The organism is Saccharibacter sp. 17.LH.SD, from assembly GCF_009834805.1.
Lineage (GTDB): Bacteria > Pseudomonadota > Alphaproteobacteria > Acetobacterales > Acetobacteraceae > Saccharibacter.
Window position 1 is genome coordinate 115,862 of record NZ_WVHO01000012.1, and the last position, 24,839, is coordinate 140,700.

The window sequence follows — 24,839 nt, forward strand, 5'->3', positions numbered from 1 at the left end:
ATTAGGGTGTTCCCTTCTCTTGGGCGGATGCGGCGCGGCGTTCAATACGTTCTTCCATACGGCAGAAGAAGACTGGAAGAATGAAAAGCGTTAGCAAGGTTGCAATACCCAATCCGCCTACCACGACAGTGGCCAGGCCGCGTTGCACATCAGTCCCGATTCCTGTGGCGAGAGCGGCGGGAAGCATTCCAGCACTTGCAACAGTTGCCGTCATGAGAACAGGACGGAAGCGTTCAGCAGCGCCTTGAATAGTTGCTGTACGAACATCGTGACCTTCGTGGCGGTGTCGATTAATACTCGAGATCATGATGATGCCATTTTGAATGGCAACACCAAAGAGAGCAATGAAGCCGACGGCTGTCGCAATATTAAGGGTTTCGTTGCGTAAATGGAGAGCAATAAGTCCTCCTAATGTCGCGAGGGGAACGATCCCTAAAATAAGAACAGCTTGGCGCAGTTTTTGAAACTCTGCGTAAAGAAGGCCGAGCATCACAGCAAACATGACGCCAAGTGCAATGATAAGACGCCTTTGAGCTTCTTGTGCTTGCTGGAAAGACCCTGCCCATTCCATGCGGTAATTTTGATGGTCGAACTGCACTGCCTGATCGATTCGTTTTTGTGCATCAGCAAGATATTGCGACATAGGACGACTGCCATTATCGACCTGGAGTGTAATCTGACGTTCTCCCATTTCGTGAGCAATGTTGCTTTCCCCCATATGAAGGCGGATATCAGCGACGTCGCCAAGAGGAATAGCGGCACCATCAGCTGTTGCTACGGGAATTTGTTTGAGCATCTCCAAATTGGAACGATGGGTCGTGTCAATCCTTAATGTTGCATTATAGAAACGTCCATCTTCAATGACAGTCGTGAGAGGGGAGTCGCCAATAGCGTAGTTAACGACATCTGAAATGTCAGAGACATTTAGCCCATAGCGTGCTGCTCTGAGGCGTTTGGTACTGATTTCAATTTGTGGGATAGGGGGTTCCTGGAAAATAGCTGCTTGAACGGTTCCGGGAACTTGCCATAGTATATTGACGATTTGCTGACCAATACGGCGAAGCTCATGAAAGTCATTGCCATAGATACGCATGACGAGGGGGCTATGCGCACCGCCGACGAGGTCACTCATATTGTCTTGGATTGGTTGACTGATGGAAAAGCTGATGCCGGGGATATGAGAAAGGCGACTGCGAAGGCGTGCAACAAAATCGGCTTTGCTTTCTCCAGAGGGCCATTGGTTATAGGGTGTGAGTCCAACAGGCATCTCAATATGAGACGGCGTCCATGGGTCTGTCCCATCATCTGAACGCCCGAGCTGTGTAATAGCGTATGATGTTTCAGGAAATTCACGAACAGCACGGCGTATCTCTGATGCCATTTCTTGGCCTTTTTCCAAGGAAATAGCCGTTGGCATCTGTATTTGGAGCCAAAGAGCGCCTTCATCAAGATCAGGGAGAAATTCGCGTCCTGTACTGATTCCAAGAGCAATGACGGCTATGAGTGCTGCGCCCGCAAAAGTGAAAGTTGTCCGTGGGCGATCAATGACATGGCCGAGAAGACGCTCATAATGGGTATGGAGCCATTCGAGAGGTTTGTTGTGCCAAATGGGGCGGGGTTTACGGAGAGCCAAAAAGGTAAGTGTTGGGGTAAGCGAAAGAGCGCACAGGAGCGCACCTAGAAGAGCAAAGCTTACCGTATACGCCATTGGGCGGAAAAGCTTTCCTTCGCTTCCTTGGAAAGCGAAGAGGGGGCTATAGGCCACAATAATAATTAAGGTGGAAGAGAAAATAGCGCGGCCTGCACGACGGGCAACACTGAGCACCGTGTCGCTTTCGAGAGGCGCTGTTGGGTTATCTTCGCGTAAACGAAGGATAACCTCAGTGATCACAATCGATCCATCCACAATGACACCGAAGTCGACGGCGCCGAGTGAAAAAAGGTTCGCGGCCATCCCACAAGCGCGCATGAGTATGAAGGCGAAAGCAAGAGCAAAGGGGATTGTAATTGCTGTGATGGCGGCCCCACGTGGCGAGCCAAGGAAGAAGCTTAAGATGATGAGAACGAGTGCAATACCCTCGGTGATGGTTTCACCGACTTTATCAATCGTTGCGTGAACGAGTACATCACGATCAATATAGGGAACGATCCGCATATGCATCGGGGCAAGGCGTTTCTGTAATTTATCAACAGCTACATGAAGGTCATCAAGAACCTTTGAGGGGTTTTCTCCACGCAGCATGGTGACAACCCCTTCAATCGTATCAGGGTTACCATTTTTCCCGAGCATACCTTCACGAACTTGATGGCCAAATTCAACATGACCAAGCTCGTGCAATAAGACCGGAACACCATCGTGATGGCTGACGACGATATCATTCATCTCTTCGAGTGAGTGAATTTGCCCAACCCCACGAATAATATAGGATTGCTCTCCTCGAGAGACGCGTCCACCACCTGCGTTCGTATTGCTGTTGCGAATGCCGTTCATCACATCGCTGAGGCCAATGCCGTAACGAATGAGTGCATTAGGGTCGAGTATCAATTGATATTCGCGTGTAAACCCACCGAAATTGTCGATATTAACAACACCCGGTACATGCTGAAGAGCTGGGATGACAACCCAACGTTGGACGTCGGAAAGTGCCATAAGGTTTTGGTCATCAGACTCCAACGTGTAGCGGTAAATCTCTCCACTAGGGCCAGATAAAGGCCCAAGGGAAGGTTGTGCGCCATTGGTAAGCTGCAGGGTAGTTAATTGTGTTTGGACGAGCTGGCGTGCGAGGAAAACATCCATCCCTTCACGGAAAATAAGCGTAATAAGAGAAAGTCCAAAAGTGCTGCTTGAACGGCTTTCCACGACGCCTGGAACACTGGCCAGACCACGCTCAACTGGGATGGTGACCTGTCGTTCCATTTCCTCTGCCGCAAGCCCTGGCATTTGTGTCGTAATTTGTACGCTTGTAGCACCTAAATCCGGGTAGGCTTCAACAGGAAGTTGCTGCCAGGCAAAAGCACCGGCAACGGCTATAAAAACAGAGAGAAAGAAAATGAGTTTACGACGTGCAAAACACCAGGCGATAAAACGTTCAATATGCATAGAGCCTGCCCTCCTGGTCAGTTATCGTTTAGCAGGATGGCGCCATGCGTAATAATGCGTTCGCCGGCGGTAAGACCTGATTGGACACGTACATTATCGCCTTCATCATAACTAACGGTTACGACACGACGATGGTAAACATTGGGAGCTGTCTCGACAAAAACGGAAATCTCGTCGTTATTCATAAGGAGAGCGGTTTTCGGTACGAGGAGTTGAGTGCGGTCAGGAACACTCAAGGAAGCCGTTGTAAATTGCCCTGGATGGAGCAGACCTTGGGAGTTGTCACAACGTAGATAAAGGTTAAGGCGGCGTGTATCTGTACGGAGCACGGGATCCCTTGTAGTAACGGGACCATTACAGGTTTGGCCTGCAAAGGTTGCACTTAATGTCATGTCAGAGCGTAAAAGTGGGAGTGAGGTCTCGGGAGCACTGGCAGCGATCCAGACATCACTAATATCCACAAGTGTCATGAGAGCACTCGTAGCATCCGTCACGTTTTGACCCATTCCTACGGAAATAGATCCAACAATACCTGTAAACGGAGCAATAAGAGGTTGATAGCCTTCAGCGCCGGTAGCGTTGAGGGCATTAAGGCGTTCTTTAGCACGGCTTGCTTCAGCTTCAGCTTGTTCGAGGTCATTACGCGCTGATTGCATGTCTTTAACGGCATTCCCTCCAGCAGAGAGAACCGCCGTAGCGCGTTTATATGCTTTGCGCGTAAGCGTAAGGGTGGCTTGAGCTTTGCGTTGATCTGCCCAAGCTTGAGCAAGATCTCCAGAATAAAGGATGCCCAACACTTCTCCTTTTTGCACGACTTGTCCTGGTTGGACACGGATATCAGCCATGCGACCGGTGACAGGTGTATAGATATTCACGCTTCGACCCGGAACGGTTATAATCTGTGCAGGTAGATCAAGATGCCGGGGAAGGGAGTTCACTGTAACAGCTTCAATCTTCAGTCTGTCATGAAGTGTGCTATCGGCGCGGACTCTAATAGCGTCCCCATCTCGGGAAAGCATGGGGGCTGCTCGTTGTGCTAGGTCTGAATGATGCGTGCCGCGCCATATCTCCCAACCGCCTAAAACAACAAGCAGAAACAGTATAGCGGTAACAATGGTTGCACGTGAAACACGCATCTTTCGAGGTTCCTGCTTCTGTGATCAGAAAGACGCGCACTTCTGCCATAAAATAGATTTTATGTCACGATTTCATAGCTGAAACATTTGTCATGTTTGGAGAGAATGCAGGAATATAGCTGTATTTACGCTCAATAAAAAAACCGGACTAATACAGTCTGTATTGTCCGGTTTCTATTTAGAAAAAAGAAAGTCAATTGGAGGTATTAGAAACGGTACTCAATACCTCCGGCAATAACCGTGGGGTTGATGCTATCATGAGCATGTACCCGGATAGGGTTTGAGTGACTGTTCAAGTGAACAGGTGTATCCAATAGAAGAATCTGTTTGATATCAAAGTTAAAGAACCAATTCCCGACGACTTGATAATCGAATCCGAGGTTGAAGCTTGGTCCTACTGTGGGCTCTAATTTGAGCTTATCGAACACGGCTTTCACCCCATTATTTTGGGCTGGGCTGGTATTGTGGAAGAAAGCTACAGTGATACCGATACCGACATAAGGGTTAAAGCGCTTATGGGGGCGGAAATGCCATGCCGCTGTTAAGGTAGGAGGCAGAACCCAGAAGCTACCAACATCAAGATTGTGATTAGGCCCTGTTGAGATAGGATTAGGAACTTTCGTACCGTGGGCACGGGCTTCATGGCGGGGTGATGCTGCGATGACATCTAAGGAAATATGATCTGTTAGAAAATATTCGAAGGTGAATTCAGGAGCTACCTGATTGGTTGCCGAAATATGACCTTGGCGGCCACGTATAGCAGCAAGAGCGTCTGGGGCTTTGCGAATATTGACAGAAGAATGGGTGTTGTTTGTAATCAAGCCAAGGGCGGAGAGGCGAATGAGGAAGTCCCCCTTGCCAAGACCAATTTTTGTATTGGCGCATGTCTCAAAGATGCCGCAACTATGGCTTTCTGGGGGGCGGAGGTGCACCGTCGGGTCTGGTGCAGCTTGCATCGAAGAAGAGGACGTAACATTAGCCTGTGTTTTGGGGGCAGAGGCAAAGGCGAATGTTGATGTGGCGATGAGGCCGACAGCAGCAGACGTAATTTTCAAAAGTGAACGTTGCATGTAATGTCCAAGTCCCGATGTTTTCCGACGAGCTGCCCCTGAGAAAACATTAACGCATTATAACCTCCTTGATCTAAATCAAAAAAGGTAACAAAAATTATAACTGTTATTGGTTGTGTTATTTTTGCACTAGCCGCTAAACCCTGTAATCGATACGGGCCGGGTAAATGAGGACGGGGGAACATTATGGTGACATCCAGTATTGGTGATGCAGTACGTGACCGTTGCGCACACTGTCCCGGCCGGGCAGATAGTATTTGTAATGTCATCTGTGATGAAGATTTACCCTTTCTTGCTGCTGAATCTGCGAGAATCCATATTCCAAGTGGGCGTGCTTTTATTGAAGAAGGAACTCCTGCACACGATTTTTACGTATTAACGGATGGTCGTGTGAAATTATTTAATTTGCTGCCCGATGGGCGGCGGCAAATTGCAGGGTTTGCGCGGCGAGGGGATTTTTTAGGGTTAGCGGCGGCAAAGAATTATGCCTTTAGCGCAGAAGCCTTAGGCGACGTGATGTTATGTCGCTTCTCGCATTCGAGTATAGAACGTTTAACGGAACGGTTTCCACGGTTGCAACAACGTTTACGCGATGAGGCATCGAGAGAGCTGATCCAGATGCAGCGGCGTCTTGTTTTGTTAGGACGTAAGACAGCGCGAGAGCGTTTAGCGACATTTTTGGTTGAGCAGAGTTGTTCTATGTTGTGCCGTAAGGGGCGCGACCAGTTGACGGTGCCGGATGGACCTGTATTGGTGAACTTAGCCATGCCGAGAACCGATATTGCAGACTATTTAGGGCTAACGATTGAAACTGTGAGTCGTACATTTGGTCTTTTTAAAAAAGAACGGCTGATTACAGTGCGTGGAATCACAGGTATAACGTTGTTGGAGCCTTATCGTTTGGTTGATATTGCTGAAGGCTTGGGTTGATATTTTATTTGGAATGCCATCTTTCTGTCATTTCTCTGTGTTGAATGTAATGCAGAGTTTCTTTTGATTGTGAGGAGAATGTCGTGAACATTCGTGCTCTTTTTTCTGTTACCCTGTTAGCATCATCTTTTGCGTTGGTTCCTCAGGCTCATGCTGACGACAGCACCGCGTTGACCCCTCTTACGTCAATGACCAACAAGCTGCAAAGCCGGTATGACTCTTTAACGAAGAGCGAACAGGCTCAAGAGCAGAAGCTGAAAGATCTTAAAGAGAAATATCAGAATGCTTCAGGAAGAGAGCGTGCAAAGCTTCAGAAGCGTATTGATAGGGTAAACTCCAAAATCAATGAGCAGAAAGAAAAGCTTAATGCTCAGAAGGATAAGCTGACAAAGGCGAAGGAACGTCTCCAGAACGCTCCAGAAGACGCCCGTAAGCAAGCTCAAGAGCGTGTGGATCAGTTCAAGAAACAGGGCCAAGACCGAGTTGACCAGTTCAAGAAGCAAGGTCAGGATCAGATCGATAAATACAAGCAGCAGGGTCAAAATCAGGTTGATCAGGTCAATAAGTTGAAACAGCAGGGTCAAGACCAGATGAACCAAATGAAGCAGGGCGTACAGAATTTGGGTCAGGGTTGGTAACACCGTAAGTGGTGATCTGCTGAATGAATTTTCCTCTGTGAGGGGGAAGAGCTTTTTCAGTGTTGGGGTGCTTCTACAGCGTGGAAGCACCCCTTGTTTTTTATAGGATGTCTGCCATATTGGGGAAGAGAAATTAAAGACGTTCTTGGGGCAGGGTGTAATTCCCTACCGGCGGTGATGGAGAGCTTAGGCAATCCCAGCCCGCGAGCGCTCTATAGGTTCCTATAGAGGACAAGCAGATCCGGTGTGATTCCGGAGCCGACGGTTATAGTCCGGATGAGAGAGAACGCTCTTCGGTCCTGCACGGGCGGGGAAAGCGTGGCTGTCGCTGGGTTTTCCGTTTTGGCTTTGTGTAAGGGAGAGGAAGGCGTACAGCTGCCGTGAACGTCCCTGTTGGGAGTGGGGACTTGAAAATGGCTGTGTCAGACCAGGCACAAAATGAAGAGAATACGGAAGCCATACGAAATGGGTTCCGGTTGGCCGTGCAGCGTGCTGTGCCGACGTTAGGGGCAACTTCACCTAACCCGTCGGTTGCGTGTGTTTTGCTTGATAAACATGGCAGTGTGTTAACTATAGGTGTGCACGAAGCTGCAGGAAAGCCTCATGCGGAGGTGGTTGCGCTTGAAGCAGCGCGACAAGGAAATTTGCTTGAGCATGTTCATACGGCATTGGTGACGCTGGAACCATGTGCCCATCATGGGCGGACGCCGCCTTGTAGTGAACGTTTACGTCAAAGCCCTGTCAAAGAAGTGTGGATTGGTGTGCGGGATCCTAATCCTGTAGCGACGGGAGGTGGAGAGGCGTTGAAGCACGGCGAGGGAGCCAAACACGTTTTCTTTTTGGAAGATCAGCCGAAATATGCTGCAGAAGCACAGCAATGTCGTGCATTGCTGACGCCTTTTGCAAGTCGGATAAAACGAAAGCGTCCCTGGATAACCGTTAAGCAGGCTCTCAATGTGTCCGGTAAAATGGAGCCACCTGTCGGACAGAGAACCTTCACATCGTCAGCGTCCCTGATATTGGCCCATCGTTTGCGTCGTGCAGTGGATGCGATTGTGACTGGCATTGGGACGGTTTTGTCTGATGATCCTTCCTTCACGGTGCGTCATGTTGATGACCATGCGGGATATAAGCCGCGTTTTTTAGTGGTGATGGATCGTTCGCAGCGTTTGCCTGAAGGATGGCGACAAGCCCGCGAGGAAGATGGATTTATCGTGGAGACATGCTCTGATATTCAGGCATTACCTCATACTCTAGAGCAAAAAGGTGTGAATTGGGCTTTGGTTGAAGGTGGCCCGTCCTTGCTGCGTACCTTAGAGCACGAAGCCTTGTGGGATGATTGGTTGACGATTCAGCAAGGGCACAAGGGCGAAGCAGATACAGCAACGTGGAAACAACGAAAACATTTAGATGGGATGGTGAGCCCGCTGGTGTTTTTTCAGCCAGATGGGGAGGTATAAAGATGTTTTCAGGAATTATTGATCGAGTTGGGCATGTTGAGGTTGCCGATGTGCGTGAACATGCCATGGATTTGCGTGTGTCAGGTGGTTTTGATGATTTGGTTGCGGGAGAAAGTATTGCCGTCAATGGCGTGTGTTTGACGGTAGAGCGCTTCACCCAGGATGGGACGATGGATTTCCACTTAAGTGGTGAAACATTGTCGCGGACTGCGTTGGGAGAACTTACAAAGGGGAGCCGCGTCAATTTGGAGCGAGCTGTGTCGCTGAGCACGCGTCTTTCTGGGCATATTGTTCAAGGACATGTTGATACGGTTGCTTTCTTTATAAAGGCTTCAAAGATCGGTGATTCTCATCATGTTGTGATGTTTCTGCCGCAAGAATTGCGTCGTTATGTCGTGGAAAAAGGATCGATTACGCTGAATGGCATTAGTCTGACTGTTAATACGTTGCGTGATGGTGTGACGTATGAGGGGCGATCGGGTTTTGAAATTGGTTTGATGATCATTCCACATACCTGGACGCATACGGATTTATCGACATTGACATCAGGTGTACATGTTAATGTGGAAGTTGATGTCATGGCAAAATATGTTGAAAATCTCCTGAAATTTTCACCTGAAGATGTCGCTGACCGGGTAGGAGATGTCCTATGAGTAAGGGTTTATCTCCAGCGCTTAGAGCCGCTATTATGGCTGTACGGGCGGGCCGTATGGTTGTGATGGTTGATGATGAAGACCGGGAGAATGAGGGTGATCTCATCTTAGCGGCTCAGTTTGCGACACCGCAGGCAATCAATTTTATGGCACGTCAGGCGTGCGGTCTTATCTGCTTGTCATTGGAGGCGGAGCAAATTGACCGTTTGGGGTTGCCTCCTATGGTGGAAAAGAACCGTGATCCGCGTGGCACAGCTTTCACAGTATCAATTGAAGCGGCAACGGGCGTCACGACAGGGATATCAGCAGGGGATCGTGCACGGACCATTCGGGTGGCGTCAAATCCGGAGGCAAAACCGAGTGATATTGTTTCTCCCGGTCATATGTTCCCATTAAGAGCGCATCCTGATGGTGTTGTTGCTAGAGAGGGGCATACGGAGGGAGCGATTGATCTTATGCGCTTGGCTGGCTTGCAGCCTTCTGGCGTTATTTGTGAGATCATGGCTGAAGATGGCACCATGATGCGTTTAAAGGATCTTCGGTCCTATGCCTTACGGCATGATCTCCCTTTGATTAGTATTGCAGAGATGCGAGCCTGGATCCTTCAGCATGGGCGAGATGCGGTTAAGGGGATCGAAGGAAAATCGGTTACGCCTAAGAGAGAATTGTCTGAACATGCGGCGATTGCCGTAGCAGATTTGCCAAGCTTGTGTGGCGGGGCAGATTTAAAAGTTCATGCTTTTAGAGCTGATGATGGAGAGGAGCATTTAGCTCTCGTGAAAGGGGACCTTACGCAGGGGGTTCCATTAGTGCGGTTGCACTCAGAATGTGTCACGGGGGATGCTCTAGGGTCGTTAAGGTGTGATTGCGGGCCGCAATTGCGCGAGGCACTGCATCGCATAGCCGAGTCTGAAAATGGTGTTTTAGTCTATCTGCGTGGCCATGAAGGGCGTGGCATTGGGCTCGTTAACAAAATACGCGCCTATGAGCTACAAGATCAAGGATTGGATACAGTTGAAGCAAATGAAGCGCTAGGGCTTCCTGCTGATGCACGGCGTTGGAATATGGCCGCGGATATTTTACGTGCTTTAGGTGTTACGACACTTACATTACTGACCAACAATCCTGCGAAGGAACAGGGTCTTATTGACGAGGGCTTTAAGATTGAAGGGGTAGAGCGCTTAGAAGTCCCTTCCAATCCTTTTAATCGACATTATCTAGAAACTAAAAGAACCCGTATGGGGCATTTTCTTCAGGAGAGTTAACATGAGTAAGCATATCGCGACGGCCCCTAAGGGATTACGACTGTCGCCAGCGCCAAAAATTGCTGTGCTTGTGAGCCGGTTTAATACCGAGGTTACTGGAGGGTTGAAGAAAGGGGCTCTTCAATGGCTTGAGGAACATGGCGTTGATGACGTTGATATTTTTGATGCTCCGGGAGCTTTTGAGCTACCGATCATGGCACAGTCTTTGGCGAAGACACGTCGTTATGAAGGGATCATCTGTTTGGGATGTGTCATCAAGGGAGATACGGCGCATTTTGAATTTATTTCAATGGGAGCAACAATTGGCCTGATGCAGGCTCAGCTCAATACGGAAACGCCCATATCGTTTGGTATATTAACAACATATACTGAAGAACAAGCCGTTGTGAGATCACGGGATGATGCGCATAATAAAGGGCGTGAAGCTGCTGCGGCTTGCATAGAAGCAGCATCTTTTCTGCGAGAGGCGATGTTATCCTAATAATAATTTAGGAAAAGATTGAGGAGAGGTGTGTTGAGAATTCTCCTCTTTCTGTTAGCTTTCTCCCTGAAGCTGTTTAGTTCTGTGAAGAGAAGGGAAGCTCGTGGTCGATATATGTGTTTATATAAGTCAGGCCAGGGTATACCCAATATTACAGAGTGATGTGTTTTCTCCTATTTACACTGTTTCGATATCAAAAGAAGATGAAAAGCTCAATACTGGCAGAGAGAATGAGGGTATTCAATTCCCTGAATGGGGGCGTGTAGCAACGCTTTATAACGTTTGGAAACAGACGAATCATGATATGACGGGGTGGATGCAAGAGGCGCGCTATCTTTCTTTTGCTGAAGGCAAAAGGGATGATGGGTCTATCGCGCGTTTTTCAAAACCGTTTTGTCATTATTATGGGTGGACCAAGAAGTCCGTTTATTCTTTCTCCCGGAAATATGATCTTGTTTTACCCTGTATTTATCCGGTCCACGAATTATCCGTATTGAATGATGTCAAAACGCCTTACGATTTTTATCTCAGTGAGGGCGGGACAGCATCAGAAATAAATTTAATGTTGGGTCTTATACGGGAGCGTTATCCAGAAAAATATATTCACGCTCTCAAATTCCTTCATGGAACAGAGATGATGCCATGGCATCTTTTCGTTATGAAGAAGCAGCTTTTTCAAGCGCACGGTAAATTTTTATTTGATGTTCTCTTCGAAATGAGAGCTCAGATGCCTATGGCAGGGCGTATTGGGTTTCAGCGTCAAAATTGGGAATTTTTAGCAGAAATATTGTGGAATATTGATATGAATTCTCTTTATGCAACGCATAAGGAGATAAAGGTAAAGAGATCTCCGATTGTTTATATTGATGACCAGGATTATACGCTATCACGCCGTGACATTGTAGCTCGTATTACTGCACACGAAAATAATGTGAAGCAGTATTTGTCTACAAGAATTTTGTTTGGTGGAAAGATAAATATTGTCATTTCGTTTGATGACCATTATGTGAAACCAGCCTATGCAACAATTAATTCAGTGTTGCAGCACACAACATCATGCAAAGAAATAACATTCTATGTCATTCATGATGAGAAACTTTCTGAGAAGACTCGAAATGAAATAAGAAAAACGTATAAAAATAAAGTTTCCATAGAGTTCTTATCGGTAGGGGAGAGTTTTATTAATGATTTTCCCTTAAATAGAAGTCATGTTAATGTAAATACATACTATAGATTATTAATACATAAATTGCTTGGTAAAGATATTGAGAGAGTTATTTATCTAGATACAGACATAATTCTATGTGAAGATATTGTTGATTTATGGAATGTTGATTTAAATCATCACATTATTGGTGCTGTAGGAGATGAAAGCGGCCGCGTAGGAGAGTGGCGGTTATTTAAAACGCAAGGAAAGACGCCTTACATTAATGCTGGTGTTTTTGTGTTTGATCTTAAAAGAGCGCGTGAGCGATATCAAAATCTTGATTTTCTTTATGCGGATATTTTCTATAATAATATCGAATCCGTAATCATGCAGGACCAAGATATTCTCAATATTGCCTATAAAAATGATATTTACCTTATTTCGTTAAGTTGGAATGTTCCCTCTTCGTTTTACTGTCGTAAAGGGAGTCATTCTGATGGTGGTTATGAGGGAATAGAACATATGTTTTCTCGTAAGGAACGAGAAGAAGCCATAAAAAAACCAAAAATTATCCATTTTACGGGGAGACAAAAACCCTGGAAGCTTAGCTGTAACCATCCCTTGAAGGCACTATATTGGCAAGCTTATGAGCAGACAGAGGGTGCGTCTTTTTCCTTGAGGGATCGAGTGTGTCTATGGAATAATTATCTCAGTGTTAAGAAAAATCGTGTCCTGATTCAGACGAATAACAAATTGATAGAAATTCCTTTTGGTGTCTAGTTGTAATGAAAATTAAACCTATTTCTACGAGTGATTGGTCGATCGTTGTACCTTACTACAACGAAGAAGTTTATTTACTGCAATGTTTATCATGCATCGTAAGGCAGACCTCGGCTCCTAGAACTGTTATTCTTGTGAATAATGGGTCTACAGACCGCTCTCCTGATATCGTTTATTATTTTAAAAAAATTTATAAAGATTATCTTGATATTATTCTTGTTGATGAAGAGATACCAGGAAAAATCTACGCGATGCGCGCGGGAATAAAGCACGTTAATACAAAGCGTTTTGCTATTTGGGATGCTGATGCATTCTATCCATCAAATTACTTGGAAACAGCAGATAAGTTCTATCAGAAAAATGTTGTTGCCGTTATGGCTGCTGATGTCCGGCATGATATGCTTACGATGAGTGATCGTATTCGGATGGTGAAGCTTTTCATACTAAGCCGAATTTTCACATCGGAGTGTCATGCAGGAGGGTATGCAGAAACCTTTGATACAGAAGCTTATCACAAAGTTGGAGGTTTTGATCCTGACCTATGGCCCTATGTGTTAGAGGATCATGAAATCGTTCAAAGACTTTTGGGGGAGGGAGAAGTGGTTTATCCGCCAGGGCTGTGGTGCTGTCCTTCTCCGCGGCGTCATGATCGCTCAAGGGTAACGTGGACGTCACTTGAGAAGCGGCTTTATAGGTTTTTACCCTATAAACTCAAGGACTGGTATTTTTACTCTTTCTTGGGGCCACGCTTTAAAGAGCGCGGTTTGCTCAATACACGCCTGCGTGAGCAGGCATGGCAGTGGAAAAAGCGCTAGTGTATTAGTCGGCATTTTTATAATAGTTTAGGAACTAAATTTCCGATAGTGGAGAGTTTGCGGTTCAGTATTTTGAGCTTCTGCAACGGCCGTTTCTACAACCTTGTGAAATGGCGAGAGCGTACAGATGGGGTCTGTTAGGTTTGCTTTTCCTGCTAGGGCGAGCGCTTGGCAGCGGCATCCCCCCCAATCAACTTCTTTATGATCACAGGATGCACAAGGTTCTGGCATCCAAGTCGTCCCGCGAAAGAGATTGAAACTTTCTGATTGATACCAGATCGAAGAAAGAGATGTCTCACGAACATTCTCAAATGAGAGGTGAGGAATAGTCTCGGCTGCATGGCAAGGGAGTGCACGCCCTGAAGGGGAGATATTGATGAAACGACGCCCCCACCCTCCCATACAGGGTTTGGGACGATCCGCGTAATAATCTGGGGTAACGTAATCAATGGCAAGACCGCCTTTTTCTTCTTCTGCTTTTACATAGCGATCGGCTTCTTGAAGCTGTTCTGGTGAAGGGAGAAGCGCAAGACGGTTTTTGAGGGCCCAGCCGTAATATTGCGTATGAGCCATTTCAATACGTTGAGCATCAAGCTCGCGAGCGAGCTGAAACATAGCGGGAATACGAGAGATATTGTGTTTTTGCAGAACAAAATTAAGCGTAATGGGAATACCGGCTTCATTGATAAGGCGGGCCGCTTCTAATTTCCGAGGTTGCACTTCCTTAAAGCCACTGAGGCGATCGGCTTCTTTCTGATCAATATCCTGAAAAGACAGCTGAATATGGTCCAAGCCTGCTTCATCAAGCGCACGCATGGAATCTGAATTGATAAGAACACCAGATGTAATGAGGTTAGTGTAAAGATTTAGATGTCGTGCATGGGCGATAAGTTCATACAGGTCGGGGCGTGCCATGGGTTCCCCGCCTGAGAAATGCACTTGAAGAACACCCAACTCAGCCGCCTCGTCCATGACACGCTTCCAGGTGCGCGTATCGAGTTCTTGTGCTTTGCGCTCTAGTTCGAGTGGGTTCGAGCAATAAGGACAAGAGAGCGGGCAGCGGTGAGTGAGCTCCGCGAGCATGCTCATAGGGGGGGCTACGGTAGGTGTCGTCAAAGCCGGAGAACTCTTTTTTCAATAAGGCCAGAAAGTAACGCCATAACATCATGGGCGATTGTTTCACGTGGAGCATCAAAACGCGAACATAATTCATCAATGATGGAAGCGACGGAACGCTTCCCATCGAGAAGCTGCAAAACAATGGCAGCAATAGGGTCGGCAATCAGTGCTCGTTCCGGTGCTTGGATAAGCCACTGGTCACGGACTTTGTCATGTTGGAGGCGATAGCCCCGGGTAAAGCCAGGGCTATCTTGTTCAGTTAATGGTGTCATGGCGTTTCTGGGACAAAGGCTCCAGCAGGGATGTTCCCCTCAACATAAGCATGATCAAGGGCGTCGAGCAGTGTCCAAAGCACGTTGCATTTGAATTCTAGAGCCTCAATGACGTCCTGTTGCTGTTCGGGGGTGCGTGCATGCTCTTTGACATAGGAGAGAGCAAAAGTAGAGTCACGCGGGGCTTGGGTTAAGCGTGGTGTAAAATATGCCATCGTATCCCGAGAAATGAAGGAATAATTTCTGAGCATTCCTTCCATGCGTTCTCCGATGATGGTGGGAGAGAAAAGTTCGGTTAACGATGATGCAATGGCTGCGAGTATCGAACGATCACGTGTGAAATTGACATAGGCATCTACAGCAAACCGCGTTGATGGGAGCAGACCCTGCAAGCTTTTGACATAGTCTGTATCAAGGCCCAGGCCTTCTGTCAGTTTGAGCCAACGCGCAATTCCACCAATATTATCGTGTGTGCCGTCGTGATCTTCAATGCGATGGCGCCATTCTCGACGTAGCTCAGGTGTCGGCAAATGTGCTAAAATGTAAGCGTCTTTAATGGGGATTTGTGATTGGTAATAGTAGCGGTTTAAAGCCCAGGCTTGGAGCTGTCCCTTTGTCAATTCACCATTATACATGGCTTTATGAAGCGGATGGTTACGATGGTAACGTTCGGCACCAATGTGGCGTAAGCGGGCCTCAAGCTCATCAGGTGATAAAAGCGTAGTCATGCTGCCTCCAAACGGAATGTCATTCCGTCTTCTGCGACAATCCATCCCGCGTCCTCGACCATGCGACGCTGTGGGGTGTCCTCCAATAGGATGGGATTTGAGTTGTTGATGTGGATGAGGACTTTTCGCAGGTTCGGATGTTCTGCAAAATTCCTCAATGGGCCGTCGTCACCACTTACAGAGACATGCCCCATACGGTGTCCCGTTTTCATGCTTAAGCCAGCACGAACCATTTCATCGTCTTGCCAAAGTGTCCCATCGAAGAAGAATAAGTCAGCCGTAGCGACACGTTGTAAGAGCTCATCATTTATGTGAGCACATCCAGGAACATAAAGGAGTGTTTTTTGGCCGTCACTGATGGATAATCCCAGTGAATCATCCAGGTTTGTCCCATTTTTTTCTGCATAAAGCGGCGCTTTTCCCGGCACAGGGAATGCTTCTAATGTGAGGCCGGAAGGTTGGCCATCTTTAAGTGTAAGGGAAATAGGTTTCTTTAAGGGTAATTGGTAACGCGTCACGAGTTCACGGTCGAGCGCTTCAAACATGGGATTCGCGTCGAGCTGTGCTAAGGATGACGCACTGGCCATAAGCGTAAAGGGTTCCCGTTCACGCATTGTGAACAGACCGACTGTTGTATCGATCTCGGCTCCAGTAAGAATGACACCTTGAATGGGTGTGCCACGGTGAGAGCCTTTATGTTGAAGGGCCGGCGTGGAGAGGATTTGTTGGCGGAGGTCAGGTGAAGCATTGATAAGAAACCAATGCTGACCATCGGCGCTAACGGCAATGGATGCTTGGGTACGAGGTTTAGTGCCTTGCCGGTTATAGGCTCTGAGGCAGGCTGGAGCAGCCGAATTCCATTGGGGGAACCCACCTCCAGCAGCAGAACCAAGCACAATTACATCCAGCATACGCAACATCTTCCGCTACTTTAACCCTGCGGTGCAGCGTAGCGTTCTTTTGTCAAAAAAGGAATGGCTGCTCCTGTGAAGCAGCCATTCCTTGTAAAGCAAAATGAGATGCTTATTTCTTTTCGCCACAGACGTAAGAGTTAATTTCAGCACCCAATGGGATTTCGGTCACTTTTGGTGTGTTCCAAGCCATAATACTCTCCTATGGCAATGGGGTTGATGGGCATTGGGCGAAACGACAACGCTTCCCCCAACGGCAGTTTGACGCTAACGGAAAGAGCGCCGTAATGCACCACAAAAATCATCACAGGCTGATGTGATGTTTCGGGTACTGCTTGTCAGGTAGTATTCGTGGCGCATGCGGGCAAGAGCTATAAATCATTATTGAAAGGGGCCGTTTATGCGTCAGTCGTCACGAAGGGGTGTATGTTTAGTAATTTCAGCGCCATCAGGAGCAGGAAAATCGACTATCGCCCAGGCGTTACGGCAACGTGAATCGCGTCTCTTTACATCTATTTCTGTCACGACCCGTGCACCACGCCCTGGTGAAGAAGAAGGCGTGCATTATTATTTTCGTGATATGGAAATATTTCGTCAGATGGCACAACAAGGTGACTTGTTGGAATGGGCTGAAGTATTTGGGCGGGGGTATGGCACGCCGCGCAAGCCTATCGAGCAGGCACTCGCTGCTGGGGAAGATATTGTTCTCGATATTGACTGGCAGGGATATCGTCTCATGAAAAAGGCTCTTCCAGAGGATGTCGAAGGGCTTTTTGTCCTCCCGCCGTCATTAGAAGAGCTGGAAAAGCGTTTACGTGGACGTGATTCTGATAGTGAGGAGGAAATTGCAAAACGTATGAAAGCCGCTATGTCAGAGATCTCACACTGGCGTGAATTTGAGCATGTGGTGATTAATGAGGACTTGGAACAGGCCGTGGATGATGCTCAGGCGATTCTGCGGGCAGCGCGAATGCTATCGAAACGGCGCTCAGATATTGCGGCACATATTGCGCAATGGTCTCCAGAGGGATGAGGCTTTTAGGGGGGTGCTATCGCGTTGAGGGCTCTAGTCCCTGTTAGTGAGGACATGGTAGAGCGTGAAAAGCTGATAATGATGATCGTCGCTATGTTGACCGGGAGCCTATGATGACCAACCCAGAAAGTCCGCCGCTTATTCTTGCTTTGCCAAAGGGACGTATTTTAAAGGCGCTTCGTCCTGTTTTGGAGCGCACAGGGTTAGAGCCTGCTCCTGATTGCCTTGATGAAAGCAGTCGCCGGTTGCGTTTCCCAACGTCAGATCCGTCGTTGGATGTTGTGCGTGTGCGTTCCTTTGATGTGGCGACATTTGCTGCTTATGGTGGGGCGGATATCGGTGTGTGTGGTGCTGATGTCCTCATGGAATTTGATTATTCAGATCTTTATGCACCGTTAGACTTGGGGATTGGCGCATGTCGTATTGCTGTAGCGCGTCCTAAAAATGCGGGTGATGTCTTGCCTGAAGGGCGTTCACGCTTGCGTGTTGCAACGAAATATCCCGCTATTGCGCGGCGTCATTTTGCGTCCCGTGCTGTGAATGCAGAGATTGTGCATCTGCATGGGGCGATGGAACTCGCACCAGCTTTAGATATGGCTGATGTCATTGTTGATCTTGTTGATACAGGGTCCACCTTGCGGGCGAATGGGCTCGAAGAGGTAGAAACCATTGCTCATGTGACGAGCCGACTGATTGTTAATCGTGTCGCGCTTAAGACAAGACCGGAAGAGATTGGCTCTTTAATTGAGCGTTTTCGAGCAGCTCTCGCGGTAGCTGCGTAGTTTGGGAGGATCATGCTTCATGAAACGTCTTGATACACAACAAGCTGATTTTTCCGAAAGCTTGAAACAAGTTCTTTCTAATCGCGGACAACAGAGTGGGTCTGTTGTTGAGCCTGTGCGCGCTATATTGGCTGATATTCGCCAACGTGGTGATGAAGCGCTCTGTGACTATACAGAACGTTTTGATCGCCTTACTCTTCCAGCGGAAAAACTACGCATTAGTCGTGATGAGGTTGAGGAAGCAGCTGCTCGTGTTGCACCAGAAACGCAAGAAGCTTTGGCGTTAGCTGCCAAGAGAATTGAAGCCTTTCATTCAGCGCAGATGCCCAGCGATATTGATTATACAGATGAGGCAGGCTTGCGTTTAGGCATGCGGTGGACCTCGCTGGATTCTGTCGGGTTATATGTGCCGGGTGGCAAAGCAGCCTATCCCTCATCCGTGCTTATGAATGCTCTTCCTGCCCGGGTTGCCGGTGTGAAGCGTTTGGCGATGTGTGTGCCAACACCGGATGGGATTATTAATCCATTAGTGATGGCTGCGGCGAAGTTGTGTGGGGTTAGTGAGATTTACCGTGTAGGCGGGGCGCAGGCCGTAGGGGCACTCGCTTTTGGTACGTCTACTATCGCTCCTGTAGATCGTATCGTCGGGCCAGGGAATGCTTTTGTTGCTGAGGCAAAGCGGCAAGTTTTTGGGCATGTAGGAATTGATAGTATTGCCGGACCATCAGAGGTGGTGGTGGTTGCTGATGCCAAGAATGATCCACGTCTGGTGGCAATTGATCTTCTTGCACAAGCAGAGCATGACGAGCAGGCACAATCAGTACTGATTACGCAAAGCCCAGAACTGGCTGATGCTGTTGAGAAAGCTGTGGAACGTGAGCTGGAAACACTGCCACGTGCGGAGATTGCTCGGAAAAGTTGGCATGATTGCGGTGCTATTATTACAGTAAGAAATGATGATGAGGCCGCTGAAATCGTGAATGCATTTGCTCCTGAGCATTTGGAGCTTTTGCTGGATCAACCGCGAGAGTTTAGTGCGAAGATCCGGCATGCAGGAGCGATTTTCATGGGTCGTTTTTGTCCTGAGGCAGTGGGTGATTATGTTGGGGGGCCTAATCATGTCTTGCCGACAAGTCGCACAGCGCGTTTCGCTTCCGGGTTGTCGGTTTATGATTACTTAAAACGCACGACCTCTATCGAAACAGACCTAGAAGGGTTGAAGAAGGTGGGGCCTGCTGGTGCGATTTTGGCGCATGAAGAAGGGCTGGATGCCCATGCGATGAGTCTTTCTGAGCGGTTGAAGGGACGATAAATTTTGAGACTTCCCACCCGTGAGTTCAAACTCATGAGGTGGGTGTCTGTAAGGCCTTAAGAATGCATTAAGAATGAGAGGGCAGCCTCTGCAAACTCTTTTGGTTTCTCCACATGCAGCCAATGTCCAGTCTCTGGGATGGTTTGAATGGTTGCATGTGGGAAGAAATGATGGATGAGCTCGCGATGGTGAGGTTGTACATAAGGGGAGTGTTCTCCACGAAGGAAGAGAGCTTCCCCTGACCACTGAGCGTTGGGGGGCATCTCAGGCCATCCTTCAATAGTGGCGAAGCTGTTAGCGATTTCTGTAAGGCCGATGGTCCAATGGGCAGGGTCCCCGGGTGTAATGTTTTGTCCCAGGAGATCGCTGATGGCGGGATTTCCCGTAAGCGGCATAAGAAAATCGTGGATGTCTTTGCGATTATGGAGTGCGGGGAGAGGAAGCGAGCGCAGGAGTGCTTGAGCAAGGGTATTTTGCCCGTGATGCATTGGAGCAGGGGCAATATCGGCAACGATAAGGCGTTGTACGCGTTCTGGGGCGAGTAAGCTGGTCATCATGGCCACTTTCCCTCCCATGGAATGGCCGATCAATGACGCTGATTGTATGGACAGATGATCCAGTGTTTCGAGCACATCACGAGCCATCTCAGGATAAGTAAGAGGTTCGTGGGGGCTATGGCCATGCGAACGGAGGTCTAAGGCAATCGTATTGAAATGGTGGCTGAGCGTGCGTTGTAAGAGGCCAAGATTGCGCGCACGGCCGAAAACGCCATGCAGAAGAACGACAGTGGGAGCATGCGGATTATCACTGTCGTTGCGTATGAGTGAAGCGAGCTGCATGAAAGACCTACGAAAGTGAGAAGAAAAAGTTCGCTTTTATGGGGTGGAGGAGGATTCTTGTATAACGATGATCATTGGTATTGTTTATAAATAATTCATATAGTTTGGCGTTACGCAACTTAGTTCTGTTTCCGTAATGGATACGGGTGAGCTAGTGTTACGCTCCAATATAAAAGATGTGGTCCGTCAGTGGGATGGAGAGGGTATCTTTATCTTGTTCAGGCTTTCAAGATAGTGTTCTTCCTTCGTGAAGAGAGACGGAAACTCCAATATGTCGAGCTGTTTTGTTGGGGTAATGCCGAAAGAAGAAAATTTTTATCATTCCCGTTTTGTTTCTTTCCTATGGTATGGGTGCAGCCCAACGTGAAACGTGAACGATGACCAGAAGGAAGAAATAATTATGCGTCTGCTTGAAGGCTGGGATCGTTATAGCCTTCATGCTCCCATTGCCTGGCGTGCGGTCATCCGGCGGAGTGAGATTGGGCTTACTGTATTGGCTGCACTTGTCGGTGCGTTAGGTGGCCTGTGTGTGTTGGCCATTACGCGTATTACTCTTGCTGCTCATGCGGTTTTTTATGGGTTGCATAATAGCGGGCGTCTTTCAGGTTTGTCCTCCTTGCCGCTTTGGCGCTGTCTTTTAGCGCTCGGTGGTGGGGGCTTAGCGGTTGGTTTGTTCGGCATGACCGTGAGCCGTGTTATGAAACGACGTCCCGTTGACCCAGTAGAAGCAAATGCGTTGCATGGCGGGCGCATGTCTATTCGGGATAGTCTGATTATTGTCGTGCAGACGCTTATATCGAACGGGGCAGGAGCCTCTATTGGGTTAGAGGCGGGATTTACACAAATTGCTGCCGCCCTAGGCTCGCGTTTAGGGCAAGTATTCCATGTGCGTCGAGAAGATGTGCGTGTGTTGGTGGGGGCAGGGGCAGCCGGGGCCATTGGTTCGGCATTTGATGCTCCCATCGCCGGGGCCTTTTACGCTTTTGAACTCATCATTGGCACCTATTCGTTATCCAACCTATGTCCGGTCGCTGTAGCGTCAGTGGCAGGTGTTGGCGTTATGAATATGGTTGGGGGGATCAATACGGCCATTCTGGTGTCTGTAACATGGCATATGGGCTGGCATGACAGCATAGGGGTGGCTCTTCTGAGTGTGAGCTGTGCGTTGAGCGCGATAGCGATCATGTATTGCGTGACGCAGACAGAAGCGCTGTTTCGGCGTTTACCCGTGCCCAAATGGTTGAGGCCTGTTTTAGGTGGTGTTTTGGTCGCTTTCTTGGCAGCGTCATATCCGTCTGTTTTGTCTGCGGGTCACGCGGGTATGCGGCGTGTCTTGCAAGGGTATGTCATGCCGAAAATGGCTTTACTGTTCTTTTTTAGCAAAGCCCTTGCGTCGTGTTTATCAATAGGTTCTGGGTTTCGCGGTGGTTTGTTTTTTGCCTCTCTCTATTTAGGCGCTCTTGCGGGGGAGGCTTATGGTGCCGTTTTATCTTCGTATGGATTGTTGACGCATGATCTCACGGTTTGTTCCCTTATTGGCATGAGTGCGATGGCGGTAGCCATTATTGGTGGCCCCATGACGATCATCTGTATGATGCTTGAAATGACGGGGAGTGTCTCCATTGGGGGCGGAGTGGTGCTTTCCGTGGTTCTATCGTTTTTAACTGTCCGACGTTTGTTTGGATATAGTTTTACGACATGGCGTTTTCATGTGAGAGGTGAATCAATCCGCTCAGCTATTGATGTAGGGTGGATGCGGTTTTTGACGGTGCAGAGATTGATGCATGATCGTGTGCGGAATCTCCCGATCACAACATCAATTGCACAAGCACAAGCTCTTTTTCCGCTGGGTACCGGGCAGCGTCTTGTCGTGATGGATACAGAAGGGCGCTATGAGGGGTTAGTGCTTATTGCAGAACTCAATGCAGTACAACCTTCTGATGATTCTATCGTGACCTTGGCTCATTTGAGAGACAATATGTTGGTTCCCCAGATGAGTGCTCGTGAAGCTTTAGAAGCTTTTTCTGAAGCGGAGGCTGATGTACTTGTTGTGGTTGAAGATCGTGTTTCTCGACAAGTGGTTGGAGAGTTGAGTGAGCATGATACGTTGCGGCGCTATGCTGCTGAATTGGAACGATGTCGTCGGGATTTGGCCGGGGAGGATCGTTTCCCAGTTTAATTGATTTTCTCTATTGTATGGTCTGGGCTTGGCAAGGATGAAAAGGCAGCGCAGGGTAAAGAACCTGTAAAGACCAGATTTGGAGAAGAAACATGACGGCAACGATTGATGCGCGTTTAGCTGAGTTGGGGATTACATTACCTGAGGCAGCAGCCCCTGTGGCTAATTATCGTCCTGTTATTCAAACAGGTAATTTGTTGATCGTATCAGGGCAGTTACCGTTGGTAGACGGAGAGTTGCTTTATACAGGGAAGCTCGGGGCGGACGTTTCTCAGCAACAAGGGAGCGAGGCGGCACGGGCTTGTCTGATCAATGTGGTGGCACAAGTTAAAGCGGCGTTGAAAGGTGATCTGTCACGCGTACGCCGTGTTGTTAGGTTGGGTGGGTTTATGGCGTGTACACCAGACTTTACCAATCATGCTGTTGTGATGAATGGTGCATCGGATTTGTCGGTTGCGATTTTTGGAGAGAGTGGCGCTCATGCTCGATCAACCGTTGGCGTGCCAAGTCTGCCGCTGGATGCTCCTGTTGAAATAGAAGCGATCATTGAGGTGGCATAAAGGAAAAGGTTACAGTCTGAGCCTATTCTTTGTAAGATGACGTGACACAGATACTTGAGAGGACCATATTGTTCATGAGTGAAACGTTACCCGATCGTTTGTCGATTTATCCAGATAGCCCGTATTTCAATGAAGAAGTGCTCGCTCGTGGCATTGGTGTGCGTTTTAAAGGGGAAGAACGCACAAATGTTGAGGAATATTGCCTGAGCGAAGGGTGGATTCGTGTATCAGTAGGGCGCAGTTTGGATCGTAAAGGGCGCCCTATGACATTGAAATTATCTGGGCCGGTTGAGGTTTGGTTTAAGGATAAAGACGAGCAAGCATCGTCCTAGGTCGTTTAAGACGTATAACGAGGAGGCTGAGTATGGCAGAGGCAGACCACGTGGAACGTTATTCTGTTGTTATTGTTGGGGGCGGGGCCGGAGGATTATCTGTTGCTGCGCGCTTACGGCGTCAGAATCCTGGTTTGACCATTGCGGTCATTGATCCGTCATCAACTCATGCTTATCAGCCAGCCTGGACGCTTGTCGGAGCGGGCGTGATGACGACCGCACAAACGTTGCGACAAGAAGGGGGCTTAATACCCCCGCGTGTGACATGGCTGCGTGAGGGTGTGCATTCTTTCCAGCCAGATGAGCACAGTGTCACTCTGGAGAGTGGAAAAGTAGTCGGGTATCATCGGCTTGTTGTGTGCCCAGGAATCCAACTAAATTGGGGTCAAATTCCCGGTTTGAAGGAAACGTTAGGGCGCAATGGTGTTACGTCGAATTATGATCGTGATAGCGCAGCGTATACATGGGAGTGTGTGCGCCATTTAGGCCAGGGAACGGCCATTTTCACACAGCCACCGATGCCGATCAAATGTGCAGGGGCGCCTCAAAAAGCGGTTTACTTGTCGTCTGATTATTGGCGGCGAGAAGGGGTGTTGCATCACATCAATGTGCATTTTTGCATGGCAGGCGATGCGCTTTTTGGTGTGCCTTACTTTGTGCCAACACTCCAGAAAACAATGGATTATTATGGAGTTAACGTACATCAGAAAGAAAATCTGATTGCTGTGGATGGTGAAAAGAAGGAAGCGACATTCCAGCGTGTTGGGACTGATGAGACGGTTGTACGGTCTTTTGACATGTTACATGTTGTTCCGCCGCAGAGCGCTCCTGATTTCGTCAAAAACAGCGTATTAGCGAATGAAAATGGTTGGCTTGATGTTGACCCACAGACGCTGCGTCATAAGAAATATGACACGATTTTCGGCCTAGGGGATGTGATCGGAACGAGCAACGCTAAGACAGCGGCTGCTGCCCGTGATCAAGCGCCTATTGTTGCGGAAAATGTACTGAATTCGTTGGCTGGGAAACCGCTTTCGGGCCATTATGACGGTTATGGTGCGTGTCCGCTCACAGTGGCTTATGGGCGTGTGGTCCTGGCAGAATTTTTGTATGGCGGTAAGGTGGCGCCAAGTTTCCCATATGACCAACGCAAGCCTAGCCGTTTTGCATGGTTTCTAAAAACAGAGGTTTTCCCGCGTTTATATTGGTACGGTATGCTCAAAGGAATTGATCCGAAAATTAAGCATAAAGTGCTCAATAGATCGTAAGCGTTATATTGTCTCGAATAGACCATTTA

25 protein-coding genes and 1 riboswitch are annotated in these 24,839 nt (G+C 48.2%); of the genes, 15 read left to right on the forward strand and 10 right to left on the reverse strand.

Annotated features, from left to right (window positions below; all coding sequences use genetic code 11):
* Position 1: 1 nt before the first annotated feature.
* From GS501_RS09145 to GS501_RS09155, 3 genes are all read right to left on the reverse strand, one after another.
* Complete coding sequence (locus GS501_RS09145) at positions 2–3,100, reverse strand: efflux RND transporter permease subunit (protein WP_160831558.1); 3,099 nt, start codon at positions 3,098–3,100, stop codon at positions 2–4.
* A 17-nt stretch (positions 3,101–3,117) separates the two neighbouring features.
* Positions 3,118–4,236 carry an efflux RND transporter periplasmic adaptor subunit gene (locus GS501_RS09150; RefSeq protein ID WP_160831559.1) on the reverse strand — a complete coding sequence of 373 codons (1,119 nt, stop codon included), beginning with the start codon at positions 4,234–4,236 and terminating at the stop codon, positions 3,118–3,120.
* A 206-nt stretch (positions 4,237–4,442) separates the two neighbouring features.
* Complete coding sequence (locus GS501_RS09155; protein ID WP_160831560.1) at positions 4,443–5,306, reverse strand: OmpW family protein; 864 nt, start codon at positions 5,304–5,306, stop codon at positions 4,443–4,445.
* A 312-nt stretch (positions 5,307–5,618) separates the two neighbouring features.
* On the opposite strand from GS501_RS09155, the gene GS501_RS09160 reads away from it, so the two are divergent.
* The 8 genes from GS501_RS09160 (at position 5,619) to GS501_RS09195 (ending at position 13,475) form a co-directional block, all read left to right on the forward strand.
* Positions 5,619–6,236, forward strand: a complete 618-nt coding sequence (locus GS501_RS09160; RefSeq protein ID WP_160831680.1) for a Crp/Fnr family transcriptional regulator — start codon at positions 5,619–5,621, stop codon at positions 6,234–6,236.
* Between the two features lie 83 nt (positions 6,237–6,319).
* Entirely contained in the window at positions 6,320–6,874 is a 555-nt protein-coding gene (locus tag GS501_RS09165) for a hypothetical protein (RefSeq protein WP_160831561.1), read from the forward strand.
* A 137-nt stretch (positions 6,875–7,011) separates the two neighbouring features.
* Positions 7,012–7,166, forward strand: a riboswitch (FMN riboswitch).
* A 121-nt stretch (positions 7,167–7,287) separates the two neighbouring features.
* Positions 7,288–8,334, forward strand: a complete 1,047-nt coding sequence (gene ribD, locus GS501_RS09170) for a bifunctional diaminohydroxyphosphoribosylaminopyrimidine deaminase/5-amino-6-(5-phosphoribosylamino)uracil reductase RibD (RefSeq protein WP_237442518.1) — start codon at positions 7,288–7,290, stop codon at positions 8,332–8,334.
* A 2-nt stretch (positions 8,335–8,336) separates the two neighbouring features.
* On the forward strand, positions 8,337–8,987 hold the full coding sequence (locus tag GS501_RS09175; RefSeq protein WP_160831562.1) for a riboflavin synthase: 651 nt from the start codon (positions 8,337–8,339) through the stop codon (positions 8,985–8,987).
* On the forward strand, positions 8,984–10,252 hold the full coding sequence (gene ribB / locus GS501_RS09180) for a 3,4-dihydroxy-2-butanone-4-phosphate synthase (protein WP_160831563.1): 1,269 nt from the start codon (positions 8,984–8,986) through the stop codon (positions 10,250–10,252). The genes GS501_RS09175 and ribB overlap by 4 nt, the downstream gene beginning before the upstream one ends.
* Before the next feature lies 1 nt (position 10,253).
* Positions 10,254–10,733 (forward strand): 6,7-dimethyl-8-ribityllumazine synthase, encoded by a 480-nt coding sequence (gene ribH, locus GS501_RS09185; protein WP_160831564.1) that lies wholly within the window; start codon positions 10,254–10,256, stop codon positions 10,731–10,733.
* Between the two features lie 103 nt (positions 10,734–10,836).
* Complete coding sequence (locus tag GS501_RS10165; RefSeq protein WP_160831565.1) at positions 10,837–12,660, forward strand: glycosyltransferase; 1,824 nt, start codon at positions 10,837–10,839, stop codon at positions 12,658–12,660.
* A 5-nt stretch (positions 12,661–12,665) separates the two neighbouring features.
* Positions 12,666–13,475, forward strand: a complete 810-nt coding sequence (locus GS501_RS09195) for a glycosyltransferase family A protein (RefSeq protein WP_160831566.1) — start codon at positions 12,666–12,668, stop codon at positions 13,473–13,475.
* A gap of 27 nt (positions 13,476–13,502) precedes the next feature.
* On the opposite strand, the gene pqqE is transcribed toward GS501_RS09195, so the two are convergent.
* The 6 genes from pqqE to GS501_RS10170 form a co-directional block, all read right to left on the reverse strand.
* Positions 13,503–14,591: a pyrroloquinoline quinone biosynthesis protein PqqE gene (gene pqqE / locus GS501_RS09200; protein ID WP_160831567.1), complete on the reverse strand. Its 1,089-nt coding sequence runs from the start codon at positions 14,589–14,591 to the stop codon at positions 13,503–13,505.
* Positions 14,588–14,866 carry a pyrroloquinoline quinone biosynthesis peptide chaperone PqqD gene (gene pqqD, locus GS501_RS09205; protein WP_160831568.1) on the reverse strand — a complete coding sequence of 93 codons (279 nt, stop codon included), beginning with the start codon at positions 14,864–14,866 and terminating at the stop codon, positions 14,588–14,590. The genes pqqE and pqqD overlap by 4 nt, the downstream gene beginning before the upstream one ends.
* Complete coding sequence (pqqC, locus tag GS501_RS09210) at positions 14,863–15,594, reverse strand: pyrroloquinoline-quinone synthase PqqC (RefSeq protein WP_160831569.1); 732 nt, start codon at positions 15,592–15,594, stop codon at positions 14,863–14,865. Before pqqC ends, pqqD begins: the two co-directional genes overlap by 4 nt.
* Positions 15,591–16,505, reverse strand: coding sequence for a pyrroloquinoline quinone biosynthesis protein PqqB (gene pqqB, locus GS501_RS09215; RefSeq protein WP_160831570.1), 915 nt, complete (start codon positions 16,503–16,505; stop codon positions 15,591–15,593). Before pqqB ends, pqqC begins: the two co-directional genes overlap by 4 nt.
* 112 nt (positions 16,506–16,617) lie before the next feature.
* Positions 16,618–16,677, reverse strand: coding sequence for a pyrroloquinoline quinone precursor peptide PqqA (pqqA, locus tag GS501_RS10010; protein ID WP_370517990.1), 60 nt, complete (start codon positions 16,675–16,677; stop codon positions 16,618–16,620).
* Positions 16,652–16,813 carry a hypothetical protein gene (locus GS501_RS10170; protein ID WP_370517986.1) on the reverse strand — a complete coding sequence of 54 codons (162 nt, stop codon included), beginning with the start codon at positions 16,811–16,813 and terminating at the stop codon, positions 16,652–16,654. Before GS501_RS10170 ends, pqqA begins: the two co-directional genes overlap by 26 nt.
* Positions 16,814–16,905: 92 nt before the next feature.
* Between GS501_RS10170 and gmk the strand changes: the two genes are divergently transcribed.
* The 3 genes from gmk (at position 16,906) to hisD (ending at position 19,632) form a co-directional block, all read left to right on the forward strand.
* Positions 16,906–17,538: a guanylate kinase gene (gene gmk / locus GS501_RS09225; protein WP_160831571.1), complete on the forward strand. Its 633-nt coding sequence runs from the start codon at positions 16,906–16,908 to the stop codon at positions 17,536–17,538.
* A 113-nt stretch (positions 17,539–17,651) separates the two neighbouring features.
* Positions 17,652–18,320 (forward strand): ATP phosphoribosyltransferase, encoded by a 669-nt coding sequence (hisG, locus tag GS501_RS09230; RefSeq protein WP_160831682.1) that lies wholly within the window; start codon positions 17,652–17,654, stop codon positions 18,318–18,320.
* 19 nt (positions 18,321–18,339) lie between these two features.
* Positions 18,340–19,632, forward strand: coding sequence for a histidinol dehydrogenase (gene hisD, locus GS501_RS09235; protein ID WP_160831572.1), 1,293 nt, complete (start codon positions 18,340–18,342; stop codon positions 19,630–19,632).
* 56 nt (positions 19,633–19,688) lie between these two features.
* Here the strand turns inward: hisD and GS501_RS09240 are convergent, their stop codons facing one another.
* On the reverse strand, positions 19,689–20,471 hold the full coding sequence (locus GS501_RS09240; protein ID WP_160831573.1) for an alpha/beta fold hydrolase: 783 nt from the start codon (positions 20,469–20,471) through the stop codon (positions 19,689–19,691).
* A gap of 400 nt (positions 20,472–20,871) precedes the next feature.
* Here GS501_RS09240 and GS501_RS09245 point away from each other — a divergent pair, with 400 nt between their 5' ends.
* From GS501_RS09245 to GS501_RS09260, 4 genes are all read left to right on the forward strand, one after another.
* Complete coding sequence (locus GS501_RS09245; RefSeq protein ID WP_160831574.1) at positions 20,872–22,650, forward strand: chloride channel protein; 1,779 nt, start codon at positions 20,872–20,874, stop codon at positions 22,648–22,650.
* A 92-nt stretch (positions 22,651–22,742) separates the two neighbouring features.
* Positions 22,743–23,210 (forward strand): RidA family protein, encoded by a 468-nt coding sequence (locus GS501_RS09250; protein ID WP_160831575.1) that lies wholly within the window; start codon positions 22,743–22,745, stop codon positions 23,208–23,210.
* A 74-nt stretch (positions 23,211–23,284) separates the two neighbouring features.
* Positions 23,285–23,542 carry a DUF3297 family protein gene (locus GS501_RS09255; protein ID WP_160831576.1) on the forward strand — a complete coding sequence of 86 codons (258 nt, stop codon included), beginning with the start codon at positions 23,285–23,287 and terminating at the stop codon, positions 23,540–23,542.
* Between the two features lie 32 nt (positions 23,543–23,574).
* On the forward strand, positions 23,575–24,810 hold the full coding sequence (locus GS501_RS09260) for an FAD/NAD(P)-binding oxidoreductase (protein ID WP_160831577.1): 1,236 nt from the start codon (positions 23,575–23,577) through the stop codon (positions 24,808–24,810).
* Positions 24,811–24,839: the final 29 nt, after the last annotated feature.